This is a genomic window from Arthrobacter sp. H-02-3 (assembly GCF_003097355.1).
Taxonomy (GTDB): Bacteria; Actinomycetota; Actinomycetes; order Actinomycetales; family Micrococcaceae; genus Arthrobacter; species Arthrobacter humicola.
The window spans coordinates 44473-70761 of the sequence record NZ_PYUI01000004.1 but is presented as its reverse complement, the minus strand read 5'-3'; the positions used below and the strand labels follow the sequence as shown (position 1 = coordinate 70761).

24 protein-coding genes are annotated in these 26289 nt (G+C 67.1%); 10 read left to right on the top strand and 14 right to left on the bottom strand.

Translation table 11 applies throughout. The features are described 5' to 3' along the window. Positions 1–72 precede the first annotated feature (72 nt). A complete protein-coding gene (locus tag C9424_RS05865; protein WP_116765974.1) occupies positions 73–837 on the top strand; it encodes an alpha/beta hydrolase family protein in 765 nt (254 codons plus the stop codon). Here the strand turns inward: C9424_RS05865 and C9424_RS05860 are convergent. From C9424_RS05860 to glyA, 11 genes are all read right to left on the bottom strand, one after another. Further along, the gene (locus tag C9424_RS05860) at positions 800–1978 is read right to left on the bottom strand and encodes a YihY/virulence factor BrkB family protein (RefSeq protein WP_237563326.1); all 1179 of its coding nucleotides are present in this window, start codon (positions 1976–1978) and stop codon (positions 800–802) included. The two genes, C9424_RS05865 and C9424_RS05860, sit on opposite strands and share 38 nt — an antisense overlap. Then, a complete protein-coding gene (locus C9424_RS05855; RefSeq protein WP_116765972.1) occupies positions 1923–2537 on the bottom strand; it encodes a 2'-5' RNA ligase family protein in 615 nt (204 codons plus the stop codon). Before C9424_RS05855 ends, C9424_RS05860 begins: the two co-directional genes overlap by 56 nt. A gap of 4 nt (positions 2538–2541) precedes the next feature. After that, positions 2542–3648: a tryptophan--tRNA ligase gene (gene trpS, locus C9424_RS05850; protein WP_116765971.1), complete on the bottom strand. Its 1107-nt coding sequence runs from the start codon at positions 3646–3648 to the stop codon at positions 2542–2544. Positions 3649–3665: 17 nt separating this feature from the next. Further along, positions 3666–4499 (bottom strand): exodeoxyribonuclease III, encoded by an 834-nt coding sequence (locus tag C9424_RS05845; protein ID WP_116765970.1) that lies wholly within the window; start codon positions 4497–4499, stop codon positions 3666–3668. Between the two features lie 10 nt (positions 4500–4509). Beyond that, positions 4510–5073, bottom strand: coding sequence for a hypothetical protein (locus C9424_RS05840; protein ID WP_116765969.1), 564 nt, complete (start codon positions 5071–5073; stop codon positions 4510–4512). A 186-nt stretch (positions 5074–5259) separates the two neighbouring features. Next, on the bottom strand, positions 5260–5616 hold the full coding sequence (locus C9424_RS05835; RefSeq protein ID WP_116765968.1) for a VOC family protein: 357 nt from the start codon (positions 5614–5616) through the stop codon (positions 5260–5262). A 9-nt stretch (positions 5617–5625) separates the two neighbouring features. Next, the gene (locus C9424_RS05830) at positions 5626–6474 is read right to left on the bottom strand and encodes an ABC transporter permease (protein ID WP_116765967.1); all 849 of its coding nucleotides are present in this window, start codon (positions 6472–6474) and stop codon (positions 5626–5628) included. Next, positions 6471–7322, bottom strand: a complete 852-nt coding sequence (locus tag C9424_RS05825) for an ABC transporter permease (RefSeq protein ID WP_116765966.1) — start codon at positions 7320–7322, stop codon at positions 6471–6473. The genes C9424_RS05830 and C9424_RS05825 overlap by 4 nt, the downstream gene beginning before the upstream one ends. Next, complete coding sequence (locus C9424_RS05820) at positions 7315–8262, bottom strand: ABC transporter ATP-binding protein (RefSeq protein WP_116766115.1); 948 nt, start codon at positions 8260–8262, stop codon at positions 7315–7317. The genes C9424_RS05825 and C9424_RS05820 overlap by 8 nt, the downstream gene beginning before the upstream one ends. 215 nt (positions 8263–8477) lie before the next feature. Next, positions 8478–9386: a bifunctional methylenetetrahydrofolate dehydrogenase/methenyltetrahydrofolate cyclohydrolase gene (locus C9424_RS05815; protein WP_116765965.1), complete on the bottom strand. Its 909-nt coding sequence runs from the start codon at positions 9384–9386 to the stop codon at positions 8478–8480. 18 nt (positions 9387–9404) lie between these two features. Continuing rightward, entirely contained in the window at positions 9405–10703 is a 1299-nt protein-coding gene (gene glyA / locus C9424_RS05810) for a serine hydroxymethyltransferase (RefSeq protein ID WP_116765964.1), read from the bottom strand. A gap of 313 nt (positions 10704–11016) precedes the next feature. Here glyA and purU point away from each other — a divergent pair, with 313 nt between their 5' ends. From purU to C9424_RS05795, 3 genes are read left to right on the top strand one after another with little or no spacing between them, the layout of a single operon-like run. After that, positions 11017–11877 carry a formyltetrahydrofolate deformylase gene (gene purU / locus C9424_RS05805; protein ID WP_091250903.1) on the top strand — a complete coding sequence of 287 codons (861 nt, stop codon included), beginning with the start codon at positions 11017–11019 and terminating at the stop codon, positions 11875–11877. A 21-nt stretch (positions 11878–11898) separates the two neighbouring features. Then, positions 11899–12345 (top strand): class I SAM-dependent methyltransferase, encoded by a 447-nt coding sequence (locus tag C9424_RS05800; protein ID WP_116765963.1) that lies wholly within the window; start codon positions 11899–11901, stop codon positions 12343–12345. A 37-nt stretch (positions 12346–12382) separates the two neighbouring features. Continuing rightward, complete coding sequence (locus tag C9424_RS05795) at positions 12383–12904, top strand: gamma carbonic anhydrase family protein (protein WP_116765962.1); 522 nt, start codon at positions 12383–12385, stop codon at positions 12902–12904. Positions 12905–12972: 68 nt separating this feature from the next. Here C9424_RS05795 and C9424_RS05790 read toward each other — a convergent pair whose 3' ends face one another. Both C9424_RS05790 and C9424_RS05785 read right to left on the bottom strand, forming a co-directional pair. Then, positions 12973–14670, bottom strand: a complete 1698-nt coding sequence (locus C9424_RS05790) for a flavin monoamine oxidase family protein (RefSeq protein WP_202615788.1) — start codon at positions 14668–14670, stop codon at positions 12973–12975. Beyond that, complete coding sequence (locus tag C9424_RS05785; RefSeq protein WP_202615787.1) at positions 14667–16205, bottom strand: amino acid permease; 1539 nt, start codon at positions 16203–16205, stop codon at positions 14667–14669. The genes C9424_RS05790 and C9424_RS05785 overlap by 4 nt, the downstream gene beginning before the upstream one ends. Before the next feature lie 112 nt (positions 16206–16317). Here C9424_RS05785 and C9424_RS05780 point away from each other — a divergent pair, with 112 nt between their 5' ends. Beyond that, a complete protein-coding gene (locus C9424_RS05780) occupies positions 16318–18105 on the top strand; it encodes a PucR family transcriptional regulator (protein WP_202615786.1) in 1788 nt (595 codons plus the stop codon). Here C9424_RS05780 and C9424_RS05775 read toward each other — a convergent pair. Next, complete coding sequence (locus C9424_RS05775; RefSeq protein ID WP_116765960.1) at positions 18084–18926, bottom strand: nitrilase-related carbon-nitrogen hydrolase; 843 nt, start codon at positions 18924–18926, stop codon at positions 18084–18086. The two genes, C9424_RS05780 and C9424_RS05775, sit on opposite strands and share 22 nt — an antisense overlap. A gap of 245 nt (positions 18927–19171) precedes the next feature. On the opposite strand from C9424_RS05775, the gene C9424_RS05770 reads away from it, so the two are divergent. The 5 genes from C9424_RS05770 (at position 19172) to C9424_RS05750 (ending at position 26289) form a co-directional block, all read left to right on the top strand. Beyond that, entirely contained in the window at positions 19172–20362 is a 1191-nt protein-coding gene (locus tag C9424_RS05770; protein ID WP_116765959.1) for an ROK family transcriptional regulator, read from the top strand. A 130-nt stretch (positions 20363–20492) separates the two neighbouring features. Next, the gene (gene mmsA / locus C9424_RS05765; protein WP_116765958.1) at positions 20493–22073 is read left to right on the top strand and encodes a multiple monosaccharide ABC transporter ATP-binding protein; all 1581 of its coding nucleotides are present in this window, start codon (positions 20493–20495) and stop codon (positions 22071–22073) included. Between the two features lie 30 nt (positions 22074–22103). Beyond that, on the top strand, positions 22104–23372 hold the full coding sequence (gene mmsB, locus C9424_RS05760) for a multiple monosaccharide ABC transporter permease (protein ID WP_116765957.1): 1269 nt from the start codon (positions 22104–22106) through the stop codon (positions 23370–23372). A 65-nt stretch (positions 23373–23437) separates the two neighbouring features. Further along, positions 23438–24541, top strand: coding sequence for a substrate-binding domain-containing protein (locus C9424_RS05755; RefSeq protein ID WP_116765956.1), 1104 nt, complete (start codon positions 23438–23440; stop codon positions 24539–24541). 329 nt (positions 24542–24870) lie between these two features. Beyond that, a complete protein-coding gene (locus tag C9424_RS05750; RefSeq protein WP_116765955.1) occupies positions 24871–26289 on the top strand; it encodes an ABC transporter permease in 1419 nt (472 codons plus the stop codon).

Here is a 26289-nt window from a genome sequence, read left to right as displayed (position 1 = left end):
AGACGACGGCGCCTCTCACCTTATGGGTGGGGGCGCCGTCGTCGTCTTCGCGCTCACACGAAAGGGGACACAGTGTCCCGTTCAGAAAAAGTCTCGTTCCAGGGTTCCACCGGCGAACTGCTCTCCGGCGTCGTGGACCTGCCCGAAGGCCCGGTGAAGGGCTGGGGCGTGTTCTCGCACGGCTTCACCCTGGGCAAGGACAGCCCCTCGGCGTCGCGAATGTGCAAGGCCCTGGCGGACAACGGAGTGGGCATGCTCCGGTTCGACAACCTGGGGCTCGGCGAGTCGGCGGGGATGTGGTCGGAGGGCTCATTCAGCCACAAGGTGGCCGACACCGTCAAGGCCGCCGAGTTCATGCGGGACTCGGGTCGGCGGGTGTCGTTGCTGGTGGGACATTCGTTCGGCGGCGCTGCCGTCCTGTCCGCGGCACGGCAGATTCCGGAGCTCAAGGCTGTTGCCACGGTGGGCGCCCCGTTCTCGCCCAAGCACGTGGCCCACGTCTTTGACGCGGCGCTGGACCGGATCCTGGAGGAGGGAAGCGCCGAGGTGGATCTTGGCGGCAAGCGTGTGGAGATCCGGCGTCACTTCGTCGAGGATCTGGAAAACGCGGACCTGACGGACTGTATCCGGCAGCTGCACAAGCCGCTCATGGTGCTGCACTCCCCTACCGACAACACGGTGGGGATCGAAAACGCCAGCACCATCTTCCGGACGGCACGCCACCCGCGCAGCTTCGTCTCGCTGGAGGGCAGCGACCACCTCCTGACGGGTAAGGGGCAGGCGGCGCGTGCCGCGAAGATTATTTCGGCGTGGGCCGACCAGTACCTCGACGCCTGAACGCGGCGGGCAGTGCCCTGCGGCGTGCCCGCGGCTCAGCCGGCGAGTCCACCGGTGTTTTGCCGGGCTGGACCCGCCGGGCGCCCCACCCGGTGGTCGTCGAGACGGGCTGCGATTTAAGGTCTTCCTCCCGGATTGCCACCCACGCGGCGCAGATCACGTAGACCTGGCTGACCAGGTTGAACCAGATCAGCAGGCCGATGATGATGGCGAAAGGCGCCAGAATCGGGTTCTTGCCGGCACTGGCCAGCAGCTGGGTGCTGAAGATCTGCAGCACGGTGGCGCCTATCGCGGCGAGGGTGGTCCCCTCGAGCAGTGAGCGGCGGGCCGGTTTCAGCCCCGCGGCCACCCGGTACATGATCAGGGCGGTGCCCCAGCCGAGCAGCAGCGGCACGAGGATTGTGATGGACGTCGTCAAAGGCCCGGCCACTATCGGGTCCAGGCCCAGTTGCTGGGCCACCCACCCAGCCGCCGTGCCGAAGATCAGGGAGACTGCCGAGCTGACCACCAGGGCCACGCCCATCAGGAGCAGCGTGCCGACGTCCTTGAGTATCTGCAGGATCGGATTCATCACCAGCGGCCCGAGCCGCATCATGCCCCGCACACCGTCGCGGATGCCGCTGATCCAGCCCAGGGAGGTGAATACCGTGACGATGGCGGCAATCCCGGCGGCCCAGCCCAGGCTAGCGGGGTTCAGCAGCTGGTAAGGATCAACCAGCCCCGCGCTGCCGTCGACCTGCAACAGGCCGGGCGCGGCGGCGTCCACGCTCCTGATGATCGTGTCCAGCAGGGCCGGATGTCCGCTGAGGACGAGGCCGGCAATGGAGAATCCGGTGGCCAACAGACCCGTGACGGAGAAAAACATCCGGAACCCGATGCCGGCACTCAACAACGGGCCGCGCTGGCGGAGGTAGTGCGTGTAGGCCCGCACGGGCAGCAGCGCGTTGACCTTGGCCAGCAGCCACGCCACCATCGCCATGAGCGAAGCAATCCATCCGCCGCCGGAGCGTCGTACCCGGCCCCAGTCGACCCTTTTCCGGATCACTTCCAGCTTCAGCCCGGCCAGGTCGGTGGGAAGCGGCGGCTTAGCGGGCGTCTGCGGTGCCGTCCTGGCCTCTGTCGTCGTCGAGTTTGGTCCCAAAGTCAAGCTCTTCCCGTAGCTGCCAGATGCCGTTGTCATCGTGCTCGTAAAGTCCCATGCTAGCCACCGGGAACGTGGCCGAGTAATCCTTCAGGACCGTTTCGGCCTCATCGAGGCTTTCCGGGGCGACGTCGTGGGCCACGGTCACGTGCGGGTGGTAGTCGAAGGGCAACTCCCGTTCCAGGGGACCGGACTGCAGCTGACGGTGCAGGTTCACGCATTCGCCGAAGCCGTCCTCCACGTTCAGGAAGACCACCGGGGACACCGGGCGGAAAGACCCGGTCCCCGCGATGGTCACCGTGAACGGCTCCTGCCGGCGGGCCACGTCCCGGACATGGGCGCAGGTGGCGTCCCAGTCCTGCGTCATGGTGGTGGTGACCAGCGTGATGTGGGCCGGGACGACGGAGGCCATCGGGTCCCCGAAGGACGCCCGCCAGCGCTGAAGCTCCTCGGCGATGTCCGCCGGGAACCTCAGGATCACGCCGATGCTAATGCCTTCGCTGCGTGCCTGCCCGTTTGACGTTGCGGCTTTCGCGGTGACTTTGCTGACGGAGGACATTGACCTAGCGGACTCCGTGGGCGCCGGCGTACGGCAGGAAGCCCACCTTGGAGTAGACGTCGCGCAGGGTGACCGAGGCGATCTCACGGGCCTTGTCCGCGCCGAGGGCCAGGAGCCGGTCCAGCTCCGCGGGATCGTCCAGCAGCTCATTGGCGCGGTTCCGGATCGGCGTCAGGTGCTCGGTGACCACCTCGGCGAGGTCCACCTTGAGGTGACCGTACATCTTGCCCTCATAGGCGCCGACCAGGGCGTCAACGGTTTGCCCGGTGATCGCCGAATAGATGGTCAGGAGGTTCGACACGCCCGGCTTGGCCTCGCGGTCGAACCGGATTTCGGTCTCCGCGTCCGTCACGGCCGACTTGATCCGTTTGGCGGTGACCTTGGGATCGTCGAGCAGGTTGATCAGGCCTGCAGGCGACTCCGCCGACTTGGACATCTTGGCGGTGGGGTGCTGCAGATCGTAGATCTTCGCGGATTCCTTCTGGATGAAGGGCTGCGGCACCGTGAACGTCTGGCCGAAGCGGGTGTTGAACCGCTGGGCGAGGTCACGGCTCAGTTCGACGTGCTGGCGCTGGTCCTCGCCCACGGGGACACCGTGCGGCTGGTACAGCAGGATGTCCGCGGCCTGGAGGATGGGGTAGGTGAACAGGCCCACACTGGCCTGGTCTGAGCCCTGTTTGTGGGCCTTGTCCTTGAACTGGGTCATCCGGGACGCCTCGCCGAAACCCGTGATGCAGTTCAGGACCCACGCCAGCTGGGCGTGCTCCGGCACCTGGGACTGGACGAACAGCGTGCACTTGTCCACGTCCACGCCGCCGGCAATGTACTGCGCGGCCGTGACCCGGGTGCGGTGGGCGAGCTCGGCGGGGTCCTGCGGAACGGTGATCGCATGGAGGTCCGGGATGAAGAAGACGGCGTCGTACTCATCCTGCATCCGGACCCAGTTCACGAGGGCTCCGAGGTAGTTGCCCAGGTGCAGGGAGTCCGCGGAGGGCTGCATGCCCGAGAGGATGCGGTGCCGGGCCCCGGTGGTAGCCGGAGCGGCTTTGCCGGCGGCTGTCTCAGGGTCAGGAGCGACGCCGGCGTCGGTCACAGTGGAAGTAGAGGTCATTCGTGGAAGCCTTAAAACTAGAGCCGGTAGTCCACTACCAGCGGGGCGTGGTCGGAGAAGCGTGTGTCCCAGGACGATGCCCGGTCAACAACGGCTGACACTGCGGCAGCAGCGAGAGCGGGCGTGGCCATGTGGTAGTCGATGCGCCAGCCGGTGTCGTTGTCGAAGGCCTGGCCCCGTTGCGACCACCAAGTGTAGGGGCCGTCGACGTTACCCGCCAGGCCCCTGTGAACATCCTTCCAGCCGATTTCCTCGCCGAAGAAGCGGTCAAAATACGCCCTCTCCTCCGGCAGGAAGCCGGCACGTTTGACGTTGCCCTTCCAGTTCTTGATGTCCAGCTCTGTGTGGCCGACGTTGAGGTCACCGACGACGAGGGCGTGGTCGCTGTGCTTGGTGAGTTCGGGCAGTCGCTTGATCATGACGTCAAGGAAACGGAACTTGTCATCCTGCTTGGGCGTGCCGGCCTCGCCCGAGTGCACGTAGGCGCTCACGACGGTCAGCTGCGATGCCTCACCCTCCGCGTTGCGGACGGTGTAGTCGGCTTCGACCCAGCGTCCGGTGGTGGCAAAGTAGTCATCCCCGATGCCCACGCGGGTGGCAAGCGGCTCTTCGCGCGAAGCGATGGCGACGCCGGCCCGGCCTTTGGCCTCGGCCTCGGCGTGCAGGATGAACCAGCCCTCGCCGAGCAGCTCCTGGACGATCGCATCGGGCGCGCGGACCTCCTGGAGGCACAGAATGTCCACTTCGCGCGGTTCAAGCCATTCCGCCATGCCCTTCTTATAGGCGGCACGCAGGCCGTTGACGTTGACTGATGCGATGCGAAGGTGGTCCTTCTTCAATGCCGAGCTCACCCGATCCACTCTAGTCGATGATGGTTCCGCTGACGGGTTCGTCGCCGCCGGCCGAGGATTTGATCATGTCCCGTGCGTTGGTCGAGGTGATCTCGATGGTCTCCAGGGCCCGGCGGATCGTGTCCTGGTCCGCGGCCTCGCCCTTGGCACGTTCCTGTTCGACGACGCGCACCTGAACCTGGACGATCTTGAAGGAGTGGTCGAGCTTCATGTCGCGTACGCTCTCCGCAGGGAGGCCTTCACTGACCACGCGGGTGCCGCCATGGTCCACGCTGCTGGCCGTCGGCGCCCGCCCGGTGGCGGCGTTGAAGGCGTTCTGGGCCTCGTCGAGCCTGGCCGCGGCCCGCTTGGCGGCCCGCTGGATGCTGAACACCACGAACGAGGCCAGCGCCAGCCAGGCGCCGGCGATGATCGCCACGACCCAGCCCACGACGTCGTTCTGGTTGGCCGCGAAGATCACGGCGACCGTGAACGCGATGATGAAGACCAGCATCCCCGGCCCGCTGATGCGGAACGTGGAGAACCGGCCCGTGGCCGTGGTGGACGAGGACGCGGGGCTACCCAGAGATTGCATGAGCCTATTATCGCAAACGGGGCAGGCCGCCCGCGGCGCTTCCACCCCGGGCGAACGCCGCCCCCGCCGCTGAGAGAGGCGAAGCGGCCCCGGAGAGGCGCCCCGCACGGCGCGGCTGAGGCCACGCGGCTCAGTTTAGGCGGCTCAGGCCACGCAGCCCAGTTCAGGCGGTTCAGTTCAGGCGACTCAGGAAAGAACCAGGCAGAACGGGTGGCCGCTGGGGTCGGTGTAGACCCGGAAGGATTCCCCGCCGCCTGCCAGGCGCGCAGCGCCGAGCCGGATGACTTCGGCCTCGCCGGCGTCGAGGTCGGTGACTTTCACATCCACGTGCATCTGCTGCGGGTGCTCGGCGTCGGGCCACTGCGGCCGGACCAGCCTGTCCACGCGCTGGAAGGCGACGGCGGGACGGTCGGCGGCGTCGCCGATCGAAATCCAGTCCGGGTCCTCCTGCACCCGGATCATGCCCAGCAGCTCCTGGTAGAAGCCTGCGAGCGTGTCCGGGTTCTCGCAGTCGATGACGAGTGCGTGCCATTGTCCGATCATGGGATCTCCTTAGGTGAGGAACAGCCGGCGCAGGCGGCCCGTGGTGAGCGTGACGCCGAGGGCGATCATGACGAGGTAGTAGCCGACGTGCACGGCGGTGGCCGGGGTGAACACGCCCACGCTGATCTGGCGCAGCAGTTCCACGCCGTGCCACAGCGGCATGGCCTGGATGAGCCACTGGATGTACTGCGGGTAGACGCTGAGCGGGTAGAACGTGGCGCTGAACAGGAACATCGGCAGCATCACGAAATTGATCCAGTCCATCTGCTGGAACGTCTTCATGAAGCTTGTGACCCCCATGCCGAAGCTCGCGAAGCCGAAGGCAATCAGCACCGAGGCCGGGATCATGAGGATGGCCCATGGCGTGGTGATGAGGCCCATCACGCCCATCACGGCGGTGAAGCCGGTGGCGTACAGGAACCCGCGCAGGAGGGCCAGGAAGATCTCGCCCATGGCGACATCCAGCGGCCCCAGCGAGGTGTAGAGCATGCCTTGGTACAGCTTGGCGAAGTTCATCTTGAAGAAGACGTTCCAGGTGGAGTCGTAGACGGCGCCGTTCATGGCGGACACTGCCAAGAGTGCCGGCGCGATGTACGCGGCGTAGCTGATCTCCTGCCCGCCGGGGCCCTGGACGGACCCCACGATTGCGCCCAGGCCCACACCCATGGAGATCAGGTACAGCACGGGTTCGAAGAACCCGGAGACCATGACCATCCAGTTGCTGCTCTTGGTGGCCATGAGCCCGCGGGCGACGACGGCGCGGACGTTGCGGGAGTACATGGGCCCGAAACGCCGGCGGCGTGCGGCGTCCGTGACGCTGTGGTCCCCCGCATTGAAACTTCCGGTAAGAACGCTCATGAGGCCATCCTTTTGGCGAACTGGCGCTTGGACAGGACCCAGCCGGCGGCCGCGAGGCCCAGCAGGAAGACCAGGTGGACGATCGTGAGCCACGGCTCTTCCTCGTAGCCGTAGCTGACCACGCGGCCAAGTTCGGTGCCGTGCCAGATCGGCGAGATCCAGCCGATCCAGCGGACGCCGAGCGGAAGCGTGTCCAGCGGGAAGAACGTGCCGGAGAACAGGAACAGCGGCATGACGATGAACCGCATGACCATGGCGAACTGGCCTTTGTCATTCCGGATCGTCGCCGCGTAGGACATAAGCGGCAGCCCGAAGGACAGGCCGGCGAGCGTGGCGATGAGGATGGACACCCAGGCCCAGGTGCCGGGCGCGGCCCCGAACAGGGCGACGACGGCGAAGTAGAGGGCCGACTGCAGCAGGAAGCGGACGGTGACGGCGATGACCTGGCCCCCGGCGATCTGCTCCGGCGTCAGCGGCGAGGCGTGCGGGCCGTAGTAGACGCGCCGCCACTTGAAGCCGTCCATCACCGGAAAGGTGAACTCATTGGCGGCCGTCATGACGGCGGCCGAGATCAGCAGGGCGGGCGCGATGAACGTCAGGTAACTGACGCCGCCGAAGGCGCCGGCGCCGTTGGCCTCGACCAGTGTGGCCAGGCCGACGCCCATCGCGAACAGATAGGCCACCGGCTGCCCCACGCCGTACATGACGATGGTCCAGCCGTAGCCCTTCATGACACGCAGGACCTGTTCGGCGTAGTAGAAGGCGCCCCAGCGGCGGGCACGGGCGGCCGAGACTTCCGGCGAGTGGGCGCGGAGGGCGGGCGTCGCCGTCGTCGTTGGCTTAGTCAACGAGGCTCCTGCCGGTCAGGCGCAGGAAGACGTCTTCCAGCGAAGAGCGGCGGACCAGCGAGGTGACCGGCCGGAGTCCCCGGGCGGTGACCTGCTCCAGGGCGGCCTCGCCGTCATGGGCGTAGATGAGCACCCGGTCCGGCAGGGTCTCCAGGCGTTCGCCGATGCCTTCGAGCTCCGCGCCGACGCTCGCGTTGCGGTCCGAGCCGAAGCGCAGTTCGAGCACCTCCCGCGTGGAGTAGTCGCGGATCAGGCTGGCCGGAGAGCCTTCGGCCATGATCTTGCCCTTGTCCACCACGATCAGGCGGTCGCACAGCTGCTCGGCCTCATCCATGTAGTGGGTCGTGAGGATCAGGGTGACGCCCTGTTCCTTGAGCCGGAACAGCCGGTCCCAGAGGATGTGCCTCGCCTGCGGGTCCAGGCCGGTGGTCGGCTCGTCCAGCAGCAGGATCCGGGGTTCGTTGATGAGGGAGCGGGCGATCGTCAGGCGCCGCTTCATCCCGCCGGACAGGGCGTCCACCTTGGCGTTGGCCTTGTCCGTGAGCTGGGCGAATTCCAGCAGCTCGTCGGCTTTGCGCCTGAGGTAGCTCATGGGAAGGCCGAAGTAGCGGCCGTAGACCAGCAGGTTGTCCCGGACTTTCAATTCCTCGTCCAGGTTGTCCTGTTGCGGGACGACGCCCAGGTGGGCGCGGACTTCCGGGCCGTGCTGCTCGGGGTCCAGGCCCATGATGCTCAGGCTGCCGGAGGTGCGCTGGGAGACCCCGCCGATCATCTTCATCGTGGTGGACTTCCCGGCGCCGTTGGGGCCCAGCAGGCCGAAGGCTTCCCCGGCGGGGACGCGGAAGGAGATGCCGTCGACGGCGGTGACGTCGCCGTAGCGTTTGGTGAGGTTTTCGGCGGTGATGACGTACTGCGGAGCGGCATCAGAGGGGCTGCTCACGGGGGATTCTTTCGAGACAAGTTCGGACACCCGCACCACGGTAGTGGATCCCCGCAAAGTATGAAAGAGTCTTTTCGTAAAAACTCCTGACGTATTCGTTCTGTTATGCGTCCCGGCGCCCAGCTGCGGCGTTCCGCCCGATTCAAGCCCCCGCTCTTAAAGCCACAGGGCACCTGCTTCGCGGGAAGCAGGTGCCCTGTCATCAGCTCGGATTCCTAGGCGAGCCCGGCGTGGCTTTTCGATGCCAGTTGGCGCTCGGCGGTTTCCACCACGTTGGCCAGGAGCATGGCGCGGGTCATGGGCCCCACTCCCCCCGGGTTCGGCGAGAGCCAGGCGGCGACGTCGGCCGCGGCGGGGTCAACGTCTCCCGTGACCACGGCCTTGCCGGTGCCGTCGTCCACGCGGCTGACGCCGACGTCGAGCACGATCGCCCCGGGCTTAAGGTCCCCGGCCTTGATCATGTGCGGCTGGCCGGCGGCGGCAATCACGACGTCGGCCTGGCGGAGTTCGGCCGGCAGGTCCACCGTGCCCGTGTGGGCGAGGATGACCGTGGCGTTGACGTCCTTGCGGGTCAGCAGGAGTCCCACCGGGCGGCCGATGGTGACGCCGCGGCCCACCACGAGGACGCGCTTGCCGTTGAGGCTGATGCCGTGCCGGGTCAGCAGTTCCACGCAGCCCTTGGGCGTGCACGGCAGCGGGGACTTCATGGGTCCGCTGACGTTGGCCACGAGCCGGCCCAGGTTCATCGGGTGGAGGCCGTCGGCGTCCTTCTCAGGGTCCATGGCCTCCAGGATGACGTCCTGGTCGATGTGCTTGGGCAGCGGCAGCTGGACGATGTAACCGGTGCACTCCGGGTTCTCGTTGAGCTCGCGGACCACGGCCAGGAGTTCATCCTGCGTGGTTTCCTCGGGCAGGTCGCGGCGGATGGACGTGATGCCCACCTCGGCGCAGTCCTTGTGCTTGCCGCCGACATACCAGGTGCTGCCGGGATCGGAGCCGACCAGGATGGTGCCCAGTCCGGGGGTGACGCCCATGGCCTTGAGTGCGGCCACGCGTTCTTTCAGCTCAGCCTTGATGGCAGCGGCGGTAGCCTTGCCGTCAAGGATCTGGGCGGTTTCAGCCATTTTTGCAGAAGTCATCGATTACCACTGCTCGTGCTGGGGGTACAGCGGGAAATCGGCGGCCAGCTTGTCCACGCGGGCCTGCAGGGCCTCGATATCCGTGGCCGCGCCGGACTTCAGCGCCGTGGCGATGATGTCGGCGACCTCGGTGAATTCCTCGGCGCCAAAGCCGCGGGTGGCCAGGGCCGGGGTGCCGATGCGCAGGCCGGAGGTGACCATCGGCGGGCGGGGGTCGAACGGCACGGCGTTGCGGTTGACGGTGATGCCTACGGAGTGCAGGAGGTCCTCGGCCTGCTGGCCGTCCAGCTGGGAGTTGCGCAGGTCCACCAGGACCAGGTGCACGTCGGTGCCGCCGGTCAGGACCGAGACGCCGGCGGCGGCGACGTCGGCCTGGCCGAGGCGTTCGGCGATGATCTTGGCGCCTTCGAGGACGCGCTCCTGGCGTTCCTTGAATTCCTCGGTACCGGCGATCTTGAAGGCCACTGCCTTCGCGGCGATCACATGCATGAGCGGGCCGCCCTGCTGGCCGGGGAACACGGCGGAGTTGAGCTTCTTGGCCCATTCCTGCTTGGCCAGGATGACGCCGGATCGCGGGCCGGCGAGGGTCTTGTGCACGGTGGAGGTGACGACGTCCGAGTGCGGGACCGGGCTCGGGTGCAGCCCGGCGGCCACGAGGCCGGCGAAGTGCGCCATGTCGGTCCAGAGCAGGGCGCCGACCTCGTCGGCGATCGAGCGGAACGCGGCGAAATCAAGGTGCCGCGGGTAGGCGGACCAGCCGGCGATGATGACCTGGGGCTTTTCGGCGATGGCCTGCTCGCGCAGCTTGTCCATGTCGATCCGGAAGTTGTCTTCCTCGACCTGGTAGGCGGCAACCTCGTAGAGCTTGCCGGAGAAGTTCAGCTTCATGCCGTGGGTGAGGTGACCGCCGTGGGCCAGGGAGAGGCCCAGGATCTTGTCACCGGGGGTGATCATGGCGGCGAGCGCGGCGGCGTTGGCCTGCGCACCCGAGTGCGGCTGGACGTTGGCGTATTCGGCGCCGAAGAGCTCCTTGACACGGTCGATCGCCAGCTGCTCGGCGACGTCGACGTATTCACAGCCGCCGTAGTAGCGGCGTCCCGGGTAGCCCTCGGCGTACTTGTTGGTCAGGACGGAACCCTGGGCTTCCATCACGGCGCGCGGGGCGAAGTTCTCGGAGGCGATCATTTCCAGGGTGCCGCGCTGGCGGCCAAGCTCCTGGGCCAGAACGGCGGCGATTTCCGGGTCGAGTTCGGCCAGCGGCTGGTTGCTCACGGCGGCTGAGGTGGCGGTAGTAGTAGTCACGAGGAACTCCTGGTAGGCAACGGGTACGGCTAATGGTCAGGCTACCGGCTGGCCCGTTGCACCGCCCCTTGATGACGGACCCCCGGACAGCGGGACGCGACGTCGGCGATTGGCACCCTGAACAGGCGCCGGCAACGGCCTGGCAGCGGCGAAGCTGCCAACCGGTAAGACATGACCCTCGGCCCAGGCGTACGATCCGTGGTCTTCGTGAGTGCCGCTCCCTGATGGTTAGCCATCCAACGCCAGTTGCGACGGGTTAACACTACCAAAACGCTTACAAAACTGCCCTTGAAGCGCGGGTAGGCTGTTCTTCGTGACTGACGAGAACCTGACTGCTTCCTACATCCTGACTCTGTCCTGCCCTGACCGGCCCGGCATCGTGCACGCCGTCGCCGGAGCCCTCCTCGTGGCGGGCTGCAATATTACGGACTCCCAGCAGTACGGCAGCCACGGCACGGGCACCTTCTTCATGCGGGTGGAGGCGACGACGGCCGCCGAGCGGGCCGAGCTGCAGGCGGCCCTGGAGCCCGTGGCCCAGGCTTTCGGCATGCAGTGGAGCCTGAACCCGGCCGGCCGGAAGGTCCGCACCCTGCTGATGGCCAGCACCTCGGCCCACTGCCTGAACGATCTGCTGTTCCTGCAGCGCTCCGGCACCCTGCCGATCGACATTCCGGCCATTGTCTCCAACCACCGGGACCTTGAGGGCCTGGCGGAGTTCTACGGCATCCCGTTCCACTACATCCCCGTCACGCCGGACACCAAGGTCCAGGCCGAGGACGCCCTTCGTCTCCTGATGAAGGAGCACGACATCGAGCTCACCGTCCTGGCCCGGTACATGCAGATCATCTCCGACGAGCTGTGCAGCGAACTCACGGGCAAGGCGATCAACATCCACCACTCATTCCTGCCCTCTTTCAAGGGTGCCAAGCCCTACCACCAGGCGCACGCCCGCGGCGTGAAGCTCATCGGGGCCACGGCGCACTACGTCACGGCAGCCCTGGATGAGGGACCGATCATCGAGCAGGAAGTCATCCGCGTGGACCACCGGCGCACCGCCGAGCAGTTCGTCCAGATGGGCCGGGACGTGGAGGGCCGCACCCTGGCCCAGGCCGTGCAGTGGCATGCCGAGCACCGTGTCCTGCTCGACGGCAACCGGACGGTTGTCTTTAACTGATTCCGGTCCTTGACTAGAGCCATGGAATCCATCCGGAAGGACCGGCTCGAATCATTCGTGGCCCTGCTCAAGTCAGAGGGGCGGCACGCGGTGCTGGGGCTCGACTGCGGCACGGGCACCGACGGGCTGCACTTTGTGCAGTCCGGCATCCATTTCACCGGCGTCGACCCGTCCGAGGAAAATATCCATGCCGCACGGGCGCACGGGCTGGAGGCGTCCGTGGCGGGCCCGGAATCGCTGCCGTTCGCCGACGCCGCGTTCTCCTCGGTCTGGGCGGTGGACGCCCTGGCGGGCCTGCCGCCGGACCAGTGGGACGGCGTCGTCCGCGAACTCGGGCGCGTGGCCGAACCCGGCGCGCCGATCGCCGTCGTCCTCCCGTCCCCCGCCCCGCGCAGCGGAGAAGCCGCAAGCGACAGCAAAGGTGGCAGCGGCGACGGCGGGTTTACCGTCCTCCGCTCCCCCGACTGACCCAAACCCCCGTGGGCGGGTGTCCTAGGCTGGAGGCATGGCTCCCCTCTACGCATTCGCCGGCACGACCCCGGCCGTCCATGACTCCGCTTTCATCGCGCCCACGGCCTCGGTGATCGGCAACGCCACGCTGGCTGAGAACTCGAGCGCCTTCTACGGCGTGTCCGTCCGCGCCGACACCGCCGCCATCACCGTGGGTGCCGGCAGCAACCTGCAGGACAACGTGGTGCTGCACGCCGATCCCGGGTTCCCCTGCACCGTCGGGGCCCGGGTCAGCGTCGGCCACAGCGCCGTGGTGCACGGCTGCACCGTCGAGGACGATTGCCTGATCGGTATGAGCGCCACCATCCTCAACGGGGCCGTGATCGGCACCGGCTCGCTTGTTGCTGCCGGTGCCGTCGTGCTGGAGGGCACGGTCATCCCGCCGCGCTCGCTCGTCGCCGGGGTGCCCGCGAAAGTCCGGCGCGAGCTCAGCGACGAGGAGTTCGCGGGCGTCCAGCGCAATGCCGCGCACTACCAGGAGCTGGCGCGGGCGCACCGCGAACTCCACAGCGCCTGAGCCGCGGGGCTGCCTAGCCGAGGGCGATCGGGTTAGCCCGCGGGGCTGCCTAGCCGAGGGCGATCGGGTTAGTCCAGGGCGATCGGGCCCAGCTCGGGCAGGAGCTCGCCCGGGCCCGGGTTCCCGGCCGGTGTCCGGCCGCCGAGGTGGTTGACCACGCCCCAGACCGCGTTGAGGCCGGTGGTGACGGCACCCTCGGCCCAGCCGGCGGTGAAGGAGACGTCGTCGCCGGCGAGGAAGATCCCGCGCTGTTCGGCGGGCAGCCCGTCCTGCTTGAAGTGGGTGAAGAGCCGCTGCTGGTAGCGGTAGTGACCCGGCAGGTTGGCCTTGAACGCGCCCATGAAGTTGGGGTCGGCCTCCCACGAGACCGTGATCGGCTGTCCCACGATGTGGCTGGCGATGTCGACGCCCGGGTAGATCTGCTCCAGCGAGTGCAACATGAGCTCCGCCCGCTGGTCCGCGTCGAGTGAGAGCCACTTCAGCGCGTCGTCGTTCCACGTGTAGGACAACAGGATCACGGCGGGCTGGTCCGGGCCGTTGTCCAGCAGGTACGTGGCCCGGTTCAGCCGGTCGGTCAGCGTCATCGACAGGACCTCGCGGCCGGTCTCCGGATCGATGTCCTTCCAGAACGGCCGGTCCACCATGACGAAGGTCTTGGAGGACTGCATGTAGTGCGAGCGTTCGATCGCCGTCCACAGCTCAGCGGGAAACAGGGTTTCGTCCGTGTGGATCCGCGTCGACAGCAGCCAAGACTGGCATGTGGTCACCACCGCCGGGTAGGCGGACTCGCGTCCCCAGCGTTCGCGGATCCGGAAGTCGCCGCTGCCGTCGCGGGCGATGCGCTCCACGGCGCCGCGCGGGGCACCCGCATGCAGCGACGCCAGGGAGGTGCCGTCGGGCCAGTGCGCCATTCCCGACGGCGCGTGCTCCCACAGCGCCTCGGGGAGCCGCTGCGCGCCGCCGGCGATGAGCCGGTGCTGGTCGTCGGCGTCCGTGTAGACGACCCGGAGGATTTCGAGGATGGAGTTGGGGAAGTCGGTGTCCCAGCCGCCGGTGCCGAAGCCCACCTGCCCGAACGCCTCGCGGTGGGCGAAGCCGGCCTGCTTGAAGGAGTCGCTGCCGGCGATGAAACCGTAGAACGTCTGCTCGTCCAGCTCCGGCAGCAGCGCGTTCCACAGTTCCTTGATCCGGGCCGTATCCCGGGCCCGGATGGCCTCCTGCATCTCGGCGAACCGGGCGCCGTCGTTCACGGCCGCCTTCCACGCGTCCGCGACCTCGAGGAAGAACGGGGGCAGGTCCGCCGCGGTCTCGGCGTAGTACTTCTGGCCGGCGAGCTCGATCACCGTGCTGGAGGTCGCCGGCGCCAGCGGATTGGGGAACTCCTGGGTGTCCAACCCGAGCAGGTCCACGTAGTGGTAGAAAGCCTTCCCGGAGACCGGGAACCGCATGCCGCCGAGGTCCGCCACGATGCCCGGCGCGGACGGGAAGCTGGCGGTCCTCAGCCGGCCGCCGATCTGATCGGCTTCATAGACCACCGGGCGCAGGCCCAGCTTCATGAGCTCATAGGCGGTCACGAGCCCGGACAGGCCGGCACCGACGACGGCGACCTCCGTCCCGTACAGTTCCTGCGGCACGGACCCCAGGCCGTCCGGGTGGGCCAGATAGTGGTCGTAGCTGAACGGGAAATCCGGGTTCAGCATGGTGATGGGCGCCTCGGTCGGGGTGGTAGCCGGTGCGGGAGCCGGCAGTTCGGTGGCGGTGGTCATGAGATCTCTGCCTTCAGTTCCTCGGTTGTGGTGGTGGTGGCGGATTGGCGGCTTGATAGTTCACGGTATTCCTCGTGCCCCAGGGCCGCCACCCTGGAGTTCTTGCGGCCGTAGCCGAAGTAGGCGGCTAGGCCCACGAGCATCCAGACACCGAAGACCGCCCAGGTCTCGGCGCCGAGGTTGGCCATGAGGTAGGCGCACATGAGGGCGCCGAGAATCGGGGTCAGCGGAAAGAGCGGGACGCGGAAGCTGCGCTTGAGCTCCGGGCGGTTGCGGCGCAGGTAGAGGACGGCCACGTTGACCAGCGCGAAGGCGAAGAGGGTGCCGATGCTGGTGGCGTCCGCGAGGGCGCCCAGCGGCACGAGGCCGGCGGTCAGCGCGACGGCGGTGCCTACGATCAGGGTTCCGGCAACCGGCGTGCCGGTCCGGGGCGAGACGCGGCCGAAGACTTTGGGGACGAGGCCGTCGCGGGACATGGACAGCAGGATCCGGGTCTGCCCGTAGAGGACGGTCAGCACGATGCTGGCGATGGCAAGCACGGCACCGACGGCGAACACGACGCCGACCCACGGCTGGCCGGTGATTTCCTCGAGGATCTTCACGAGGGCGGCTTCGGTGCCGTCGAACCAGCCCCAGGGTCGGGCGCCGATGGCGGCGACGGAGACGAGCACGTAGATGCTGGTGACGATCAGCATGGAGAGCAGGATGGCCCGCGGGAGGTCGCGCTTGGGGTTGCGGGCTTCCTCGCCGGCCGTGGAGGCGGCGTCGAAGCCGATGTAGGAGAAGAAGACCCGTGAGGCCGCGGCCGAGACCCCGGCGGCGCCCATCGGCATGAGGGGTTCAAAGTGTCCGCCGTTGAACGCGGTGAAGGCCACGGCGCAGAAGAACAGCAGGATGCCGACCTTGATCAGGACAATCGCGGTGTTGATCCAGGCGCTTTCCTTGGCACCGCGGACCAGCAGCACCATGGCCAGCACCACAATGATGATTGCGGGAATATTCAGCACCCCGCCGGCTCCCGGCGGCTGCGACATCGCGTCCGGAAGCGTGAGGCCGAAGACCGCCAGGGCCTCATTGACGTACTGGCCGGCACCGACCGCGACGGCGGCCACGGAGACGGCGTATTCCAGAACCAGGCACCAGCCGCAGATCCAGGCCATGCCCTCGCCCATGGTCGCGTAGGTATAGGAGTAGCTGGACCCGGCGGCAGGCACCAGGCCGGCCATCTCCGCGTAGGACACGGCGGAGAGCAGCGCGGCGAATCCGGCGATGGCGAAGGAGATCCAGATGGCCGGTCCGGCGAGCGGCACGGATTCGCCCAGGATGACCAGGATGCCGGTGCCGAGCGTGGCGCCGACGCTGATCATGGTCAGCTGCAGTACCCCGAAACTGCGGACCAGCCGCGTGCCTCCGTGCCCGGTCTCGGCCTCGCTGACCAGCTGCCCGATCGGCTTGCGGCGCAGGAGCTGGGCGGCGAGCCCGGGACGGCCGGCGGCAGCCGGCGGGCGTTCCCCGATCAGAGTTGGCACAGTCATCGTTGACGTCCTTATCTTCAGTAGTGGTCGGTTTCCCCTGACCCACCCTAGGCTTGTGAGCCACCTCTCACGGGTGTGCAAAATGACCTATAGTCTTCAGTCATGAGACTTAATGCACTGCCGGCCCGGTGGTGGGCCCGGCGTCCGGGCGGCCAGACCGGGAACCACGGCCGTGGCTGCTGAGGGCTCCGAGCGGCTCGGCTTCGTCACCCTGGCGCAGTTCCTGGGCCAGCTTCCGGCGCTGAAGGTCCTGCACGACGGCGGCAACGGAGAGGGGCGGCTGCGCTGGGTTGAGCCGAGTGAGCTGGACGACCCGACCCCCTACCTGCTCGACGGCGAGTTCCTGCTCACCGCCGGCCTGCCGTTCGTAGGCGACGGCGGCAGCCAGGATGCGGTGGACGCTTATGTGCGGCGGCTGGTTGAGGCCCGGGTCGGCGCCCTCGGCTTTGGCCTGGAACCCTACTTCGATGCCGTGCCGGATACCGTGGTCCAGGCCTGCCGGCGGCAGGAGCTGACGCTGGTGTCTATCCCGGGGAACCTCCCGTTCGCCGCCCTGGGGCTCGAGTTTTCCCGGCTCCTCGAATCGGACAACGCCAAGACCTTCCGCCAACTGGCGGACACCAACCGGCAGTTGATGCGCGCGGTCCTGTCTGCGCGCCCCGAACATGAACTCCTCGCCGCACTCGTGCAGCGCGTCCCGGTCTGGGCCGTGCTGGTCGGCGCCGACGGCCGGGTGCGTGCCCGCGGCCCGGCCGCCCCGGGCGTTGATTCAGCCGCCTTGCAGCCGCTGCTGACCCGGCTGCTCGCCGGCAGCGGTCCCCGGGTGGAGATGGATTCGTTCGACGCCGCCGGCTCGTCGCTCGTCTTCGGGCATCCGCTGCGCAGCACCCGGGACGCCAACCTCGGCGCTCTCGTCATCGGCACGGACGCCGCGCTGACCCCGGCGCAGAACAGTGTTGTCTCCACCGCCGTCGGGCTGCTGGAACTGCTGGTCCGCCAGCGCACCAGCGGTTCCCTGGCCCCCAGCCAGCTGGCCACGGCGCTGCTCCTGCATCCGGAAAGCGTGGCGTCAGGAACGGCACGGCACGTCACCGGATTGAAGGACCTGCTGGCACAAAGCATTTCCTCCACCCGGTCCGGTCAGCTGCGCGTCATTCAGGGCCTCCGGCTCGACACCGCCGCCGGCGGCGGCAGGACGGCGGACGCGCCGCGCCGCACGGGCGAGGGCCCGGTCCGGGAGCTGCTCGAGTGGCGCAGGCTGTTCGACACCAAATTGGTGGAGCTCACCGACTACGGCTTTGCCGCCATAACGCGCCTGAAGGTCGACGACGCCCTGCTCGCCGAGGTCGAACGGCTCGGGTGGAGCCTGGTGATCGGCAGCAGCACCGAATTCGCCGGCCTGGCGGAGGCCTACCAGCGCGCCTCCTCGCTGCGGAACCGTGTGCTCACGAGCCGCCGGAGCGCCCGGGAGGACGACGTTACGTGGTCCGTGACGGGCCTGCTGGGCGCCGAGGCCGGGGCCCTGCTGGCGGGGCGCCTGCTGGCACCTGTGCTCGCGCTTGAGCCGGAACGCCGCGACAGCCTGCTCGGCATCCTGCGGGCCTGGCTGGGCGAGAACGGCAGCTGGGACGCCACGGCAAAGGCCACGGGCCTGCACCGCAACAGCGTCCGCCGGCAGATCGGCATCATCACCGATCTGCTGGGACTTGACCTCAATCAGGCGCAGGCCCGCGCGGAGCTGTGGATAGCGCTCCAGTACCTGGGCGGCCTGGAGCTGCCCGGCGCCGCGGCTGGCTCAGCGGTGCCGGCCGCGTCCGACGTCGTTGCGCCGGCTGCTGGCTCCCCCGCCGCCCAGACCCGTGGCCGGACGCCCGCCGGTCAGACGTCCCAGGAACGGTAGATGTCCGGGCGGCGGTCGCGCAGATACGCCACGGCGGCCTCCGGATCGTCCGCCCTGTCTGCGCTGCCGGCCCCTTCGGCAGGGTCCGCTGCGGCGTTACTGGGTTCACCGAGCTCGGCAAACAGCAGTTCCGCCCCGGGTCCTGCCTCGGCCAGGACGGATCCGTCGGGACCCGCCACGATGCTGCCGCCGTGGAAGTCATAGCTGTCCTCCACGCCGGTGTGGTTGGCATAGGCGACCGTGAGCTGGTTCTCCAGGGCCCGGGCCCTGACCAGCACCTTCGGCACGGCGTCGAACCCGCCGGCGAGGGCCGTCGGCACCAGGAGCAGTTCGGCACCGCGCACGGCGGCGGCCCGTGCGGACTCGGGAAATTCGATGTCGTAGCAAATAACCAGCGACGTTTTGAGCCCGTGGAACTCCACGACGCCGGGGGCCGCGGCGGCCGGCGCAAACGCCGCCCGCTCATCGGGGCCGAACAAGTGCACTTTCCCGTAGCTGAGCAGTTCGTCGCCTGACGCGTCCACCAGGGTGGCGGTGATGTGCCACCCTCCTGCTGGCGTCACGGCGGGCAGGCTGTAGACCAGGGCGATGTTATGGCGCCGGGCGATCCCCGCCAGGGCCTCCCGGAGCGCAGGCAGCGTGGCGGGGTCGAAGTCCGTGCGCAGCCGGCCCGGCGCGTAGCCCACGGGGAAGAGCTCGGGGGTCAGCAGCAATTGCGCCCCCGCGGCCACCGCCGTGCGCGCCGCGTCATCCACCGCGGCGCAGTTCGCCGTTATGTCCAGCACGGCGGAGTTCGCCTGCATCAGGGCCAGCAGCACCATTACCACCTCAAGATTTTCCGGGCACCTCCGCAGGACCGCTGCGGACTCTCTTGTCCCAGCGTAGCTTCGGCCCACACGCCCTGCAGTGGTGCATTTCCGCCCGGCCATCCGGCGGGCAGGGCAGAACGTCCCGGCAGCGGAGCGTGGAAGCGCTAAGGGCCGCTCGCGCCGCCGGAATCCTGCGGCACCGTTATCAATGCGTTAACTTCTTGACTACAAGCCGCGGATGCGTCACGCTTCATAGCATGCCCTCACCAACGCGCTCAACGAGGAGCCGAACCAAGAACCCGGGATCGCAGTCCGCGCTCCGGCATCTGAACCAGCAGCGGATCATCGAATGCCTCCTCGCCGGTCCTTCCACCCAGGCGGAACTGGCCCGCCAGACCGGCCTTTCCACTGCGACTGTTTCCAACATCGTCAAGATCATGCAGGACGCCGGACTGGCCTCGACCGAGCCGATCACCAGCTCCGGGCGACGGGCCCTGAACGTACGGCTCAACAGCAACGGTGCCGTCGCCGTCGGGATCGACTTTGGCCGCCGCCACTTGCGCGTGGTCCTGGCCTCGCTCAGCTATCACGTGATCGCCGAGGAATCGGTCCTGCTTCCCTTGGGCCACCACGCGGAGGAGGGCATCCAGGCCGCCGTCGGTGTACTGGACCGGCTGCTCGCCAGCAGCGGCGTGGAACGCAGCGCCCTGGTGGGTGCCGGCGTCGGAATTCCCGGCCCGATCGACCGGCGCACCGGCACCGTGGCGCAGGGCGCGATTCTGCCCGAATGGGTGGGCATCAACATCCTCAAACGCCTCGAGGAAGCCCTTGACCTGCCCGTTTTCGTGGACAACGACGCCAATCTGGGCGCCCTGTCCGAGGTCACTTGGGGGCCGCACAGCGGCGTCAGCAACCTGATGTTCCTCAAGATCGGTTCGGGCATCGGCGCGGGTCTGATCCTCAACGGCGTCCCGTACTACGGCAACGTGGGGATCACTGGCGAAATCGGCCACGCCACCATCCACGAACATGGGCTGATCTGCCGTTGCGGGAACCGGGGATGCCTCGAAACCATCGCCTCCACCACCACCATGATCGAACTCCTGAGCCGTGGCGAGGATCGGCCCCTCACGCCCGGAGACATCGTCCGGAAAGCCCTGGAACGGGACTCCGCGACACTCCGCGTGGTGGACGACGCCGGTCTCGCCGTCGGACGCGCTCTGGGGAACGTGGCGAACCTGATCAACCCGGAAGTCATTGTGGTGGGCGGTCCGCTGGCAGGGCTCGGCGAGCTCCTCCTGGACCCGATCCGGCGCGGCCTGATCCGCCACGCGGTGCCGGTCATCGGGGAGACCACCACCCTCACGATGTCATCCCTGGGCGACCGGGCGGAGGCTCTCGGGGCCACGGCTTTGGTCTTCCAGCACGCCGGAATCCGGCGGAACTAACCATTCGTTATCGGGCCGTTGCGTTAAAGACTTGACGACAAGGCCTGTGATCCAGTTTACTTTTCCATCAGACGGCCCTGCGGTTTGCAGGGGCGGACAACGAAGTCATGCATTGGAGGCGTAAGGGCAGATGACGTCCCTCAACACGCACAGTGATCCGCTAATCCTCGAGATGCGTTCCATCACCAAGGAATTCCCCGGCGTTAAAGCTTTGGCCGATGTGAGCCTGCGGGTGAAAGCCGGCGAGATCCACGCCATCTGCGGTGAAAACGGCGCCGGCAAGTCCACCCTGATGAAGGTCCTGTCCGGGGTTTACCCGTACGGCACCTACACCGGGGACATCGTTTACCAGAACGAAGTCCAGGAGTTCAAGGACATCCGCGCCAGCGAGCACGCCGGAATCGTGATCATCCACCAGGAACTCGCGCTGATCCCGGAACTGTCGATCATGGAGAACATCTTCCTCGGCAACGAACCGACCAAGCGCGGCGTGATCGACTGGACCGAGGCCCGGAAGCGGTCCATCGAACTGCTGGCCCGGGTGGGGCTGCGGGAAGATCCGGACACCCCCATCAAGGAGATCGGCGTCGGCAAGCAGCAGCTGGTCGAGATTGCCAAGGCCCTGAACAAGTCGGTCAAGCTCCTGATCCTGGACGAGCCCACGGCCGCGCTGAACGAGTCCGACTCCCAGCACCTGCTGGATCTCATGCTCGGCCTGAAGGGCCGCGGCATCACCTCGATCATCATTTCCCACAAGCTCAACGAGATCGAACAGATCGCGGATGAGATCACGATCATCCGCGACGGCAAGTCGATCGAGACCCTGAACGTCAAGGCCGACGGCGTCGACGAGGACCGCATCATCAAGGGCATGGTGGGCCGGACCCTGGAATCCAGGTTCCCGGACCACGAGCCGAAGATCGGCGACGTCCTCTTCGAAGTGAAGAACTGGAACGTCGGGCACCCTCAGATCCAGGACCGCCTGGTCTGCAAGAACTCCAGCTTCTTCGTCCGCCGCGGCGAGATCGTCGGGTTCGCCGGCCTCATGGGCGCCGGACGCACCGAGCTGGCCCGGTCCGTGTTCGGGCGCTCCTACGGCCGCTTCATCTCGGGCCACGTCTATAAGGACGGCAAGGAACTGCAGCTTAAGAACGTCCGCCAGGCGATCGACGCCGGGCTGGGCTACGTCACGGAGGACCGCAAGTCCCTGGGCCTGAACCTGCTGGACGACATTAAGGCCACCACGGTCTCGGCGAACCTGCGCAAGATCAGCAAGCACTTCGTGGTGGACACCAACAAGGAGTACATGGTTGCCGAGGAGTACCGGAAGTCGCTGCGGACCAAGACGCCCTCCGTCGAGGAAGGCGTCGCGAAGCTCTCCGGCGGCAACCAGCAGAAAGTCGTGCTGGCCAAGTGGATGTTCACCGACCCGGACGTGCTGATCCTGGACGAGCCCACCCGCGGGATCGACGTCGGCGCCAAGTACGAGATCTACGGCATCATCCAGAACCTGGCCAACCAGGGCAAGGCCGTGATCGTCATTTCCTCGGAACTGCCCGAACTGCTGGGCCTCTCGGACCGGATCTACACGATTTTCGAAGGCGCCATCACCGGCGTGCTGAACAAGGACGAAGCAAGCCAGGAAAGCCTCATGAAACTCATGACGTCCGCCCGCAAGACCGCCTCACCCTCTGAGACCATCCAGAACTAGCCGAACACCCCGGACACAAGGACTGAAACAATGAACGCGCTCAAGAAGCTCTTTGGCGGCAACACCCGCCAATTCGGCATGATCTTCGCCCTGGTTGCGCTGATCGTGTTCTTCGAGATTTTCACGGAGGGCCGCACGCTCACGTCGGGCAACGTCATCAACCTCTTCAACGGCAACTCCTACATCCTGATCCTCGCCATCGGCATGGTTCTGGTCATTATCGCCGGGCACATCGACCTCTCGGTCGGTTCCGTCGCCGCCTTCGTGGGCGTCTGCGTGGCCCTCTTCATCCGTGACTGGGGCCTGCCCTGGTACATCGGCGTCCTGATGGGACTGGGGCTGGGCATCCTGATCGGAGCCTGGCAGGGATTCTGGGTGGCCTACGTCGGCATTCCAGCGTTCATCGTGACGCTGGCCGGCATGCTGATCTTCCGCGGCGCCAACCAGTTGGTCGGCAAGTCGAACACCATCCCGGTCCCCACGGATTTCCAGTACCTCGGCTCCGGCTACCTGCCCGAGATCGGCCCGAAAACCGGTTATAACAACCTCACCCTGATCCTGGGCCTGCTCGGCGTCGCCTTCGTGATCTTCAGCGAGATCCGCTCCCGCCGCAACGCCAAGGCACTCGGCGCCGAGGTCCCCGAAGTCTGGGTCAGCGTTCTCAAGCTGGTCCTGGTCTGCGGCGCCATCCTCTACGCCACCTACCTCTTCGCCACCGGCCGGCCGGGCACCTCCTTCCCGATCCCGGGCCTGATCCTCGCCGTCCTGATCCTTATCTACGGCTTCATCTCCTCCAAGACGGTGATTGGCCGCCACATCTACGCCGTCGGCGGGAACCGACACGCCGCCGAGCTCTCTGGCGTCCAGTCCAAGAAGGTCAACTTCCTGGTCATGATGAACATGTCCTTGCTGGCCGGCCTCGCCGGCATGATCTTCGTCGGCCGGTCCACCGCCTCAGGCCCGTTCGACGGCGTCGGCTGGGAATTGGACGCCATCGCGGCTGTCTTCATCGGCGGCGCCGCGGTCACCGGTGGCGTGGGCACTGTGATCGGCTCGATCATCGGTGGCCTGGTCATGGCCGTGCTGAACAACGGCCTGCAGCTCCTGGGCGTCGGCGCCGACCTCACCCAGATCATCAAGGGCCTGGTCCTGCTGATCGCCGTCGCGTTCGACGTCTACAACAAGTCGCAGGGCAAGAGGTCGATCATCGGCATGCTGATGAAGAACTTCGGCCGCAGCAGCGAGATCAAGGCCGACGAGACCACCCAAACCAAAGAGGTCATCTCCAGGGGGATATGATCCGCTACCCCGAATCCCGAATCCCACAATTCTCCGCACACCACCAAAAGAAAGAGAACCAAGCAATGCGAATGATTGGTAAAGCAGGAAAGGCAGCAGCAATCGCTGCAATTGCGGCACTGGCGCTGACAGCCTGCGGCCGTTCCGACACCGGAACCACCAGCGGTTCTTCCTCCGGGGGCGAGGCCTTCCCGAAGGGCTCTTCTATCGGTGTCGCGCTGCCCCAGAAGACCTCGGAAAACTGGGTCCTGGCTGAGCAGCTGTTCAACGACGGCCTCACCAAGGCCGGCTACAAGCCGGATGTGCAGTTCGCCAACGGCGGCGTTTCGGATCAGCAGAACCAGATCAGTGCCATGATCACCAAGGGCGACAAGCTCATCATCGTCGGTGCCATCGACGGTGCGCAGCTGGGCACCCAGCTCAAGCAGGCCAAGGACGCCGGCGCCACGATCATCGCGTATGACCGGCTGCTCCTGAACACCGAAAACGTGGACTACTACGTGGCCTACGACAACTTCAAGGTCGGCGAACTCCAGGGCCAGGCCCTGCTGGACGGCATGAAGGCCAAGAAGCCGGAAGGACCGTACAACATCGAGCTCTTCGCCGGTTCCCCCGACGACGCCAACGCGAAGGTCTTCTTCGACGGCGCCATGAGCGTCCTCAAGCCGAAGATGGACGACGGCACCCTGAAGGTCCTCTCCGGCCAGACGAGCTTCGAGCAGGCCGTTACCCAGGGCTGGAAGGCAGAGAACGCCCAGAAGCGCATGGACACCCTGCTCGCCGGAACGTACGGCAGCGCCGCGCTTGACGGCGTGCTGTCCCCGAACGACACCCTGGCCCGCGCGATCATCACCTCCGTCAAGGCCGCCGGCAAGCCGATCCCGGTTGTCACGGGCCAGGACTCCGAGGTTGAGTCAGTCAAGTCCATCATGGCGGGCGAGCAGTACTCCACCATCAACAAGGACACCAACGCGCTCGTTGAGCACTCGATCACCATGGTCAACGACATCCAGGCAGGCAAGAAGCCGGAGATCAACGACGACAAGTCCTACAACAACGGCGTCAAGGTTGTTCCCGCGTACCTGCTGAAGCCGGTCATCGTGACCGCCGAGAACGTCCACACGGCTTATGTCAACGATCCGGTTCTTGGACCGATCACCAAGCAGTAGTTCCTGACCAGCAGTTCCTGACTTAGGCGCAGGTTCCACCGGCGCCAGCCAGACACGAGAGCCCCGGCTCCCCCGCAAGGGAGGGCCGGGGCTCTCGTGTTGCCTGCGGCGTTTTGCGTCGCCCTTCTGCCTGCTCCCTTTTGCCTGCTCCCTTTTGCCTGCTCCCTTTTGCCTGCTCCCTTTTGCCTGCTCCCTTTTGCCTGCGGCAGAGAGCTTCACAGCGGATCCATAGCTTCACCGGGAGGTTCGCACAGCAGCCCGTACCACTGTGGGACCAGCCGCCGGACAGTGGGTTCGGCAAGAGACACCCAAGAAAAATTAGGAGTACCGTGAGCGTTCTTGCCCGGAGTGTAGGCAACGCCTTTCGAAACAAGGTCAGGACCGCCGCTGTGGTGGCCGTGCTGGCCGTAGCAATCGGACTTGCCCTGGCCATGCTCGTGGCCAACCAGGCTGTCACCGGCAAGGTCGCCGAGCTCAATGCCTCCGTAGGCACGGTCCTGACGGTCAACCCGGCCGGCGGCCAGGGGTTCGAAGGCGGCGGCGAGCCGTTGACCGCAGCGCAGGAGGCCACCGCGGCCGCCGTCCCCAACGTCACCAGCGTGGTCGGCACCAAGGCACTGCGCCTGCGCAACGCCGCCGAAGCCGCGGCCGAGACCGCGTCCGGACGGACAGGCCAGGGCGGCCCGGGAGGCCAGACGGCCACCTCCGTCACCACGAGCCTCACCGCCGCAGTCGACGCCGGCACGCTCGGGAACCGGAACCAGGCCGCCTCCGGAGCCTCCGGAAGCGGCACCGCCGGCTCCACCCAGGCCGCGCCGTCGTTCTCGCTGCCGGTCACCGCAACGGGCATCGGCGCCGAGGTGGACTCCACCGGCAAGGCCCTGCAACTGACGCAAGGCACCGGCCTGGGCGATTACACCGCCGCATCCACCGGCGCCCTGCTGGGCACCACACTGGCCACGAAGAACGGCCTGGGCGTGGGCTCGACGTTCACCATCAAGGACCAGACCTTCACCGTCAAGGGACTCTTCGACGCCGGCACCGCCTTCGGCAACAACGCCCTCTACGTGACGCTCCCCACCGCCCAGACCCTCGCGGCGTTGCCGGGCGAACTGTCCACCATGATCGTCACGGTCAACAGCATGGAGAACGTCGACGCCGCCAAGACCGCCCTCCAGGCCGCACTCGGCTCCGATAAGGCGGACGTCACCCAGGGCCAGCGGAACCTGCAGACCGCCGTCAGCTCGCTGGACAGCGTCAAGAACATCTCCTTCATCGCCTTCGCTGCGGCCCTCGCCACCGCCGGCCTGATCATCCTGCTGATCATGGTCATGCTGGTCCGCGAACGCCGCCGCGAGATCGGCGTCCTGAAGGCCATCGGAGCGCCTAACCGCACTATCGGACTGCAGTTCGTGCTGGAGGCCCTCGTGCTGGTGGCCATGGGCAGCGTGGTGGGCGCGGCCATCGCGTCCTTTGCCAGCGGCGGGATCGCCAGCGCCCTCATCAGCTCAAGCAGCAGCACGACTGCGGCCACCGGCCAGCGCGGCGGCCCCGGAGGCTTCCCCGGCGGCCAGGGCGGTGCCTTCGGCGGGGCCAGCCAGCTACTGACCTCCGTCACGGCGAGCGCCTCCCCCGAGATCATTGCCACGGGCATCGCCGCAGTATTCGGCGTCGCCATCATCGGGGCCCTGGTTCCGGCCCTGCTCACCGCACGCATCCGCCCCATCGAAGTCCTCCGAGGAGAATAG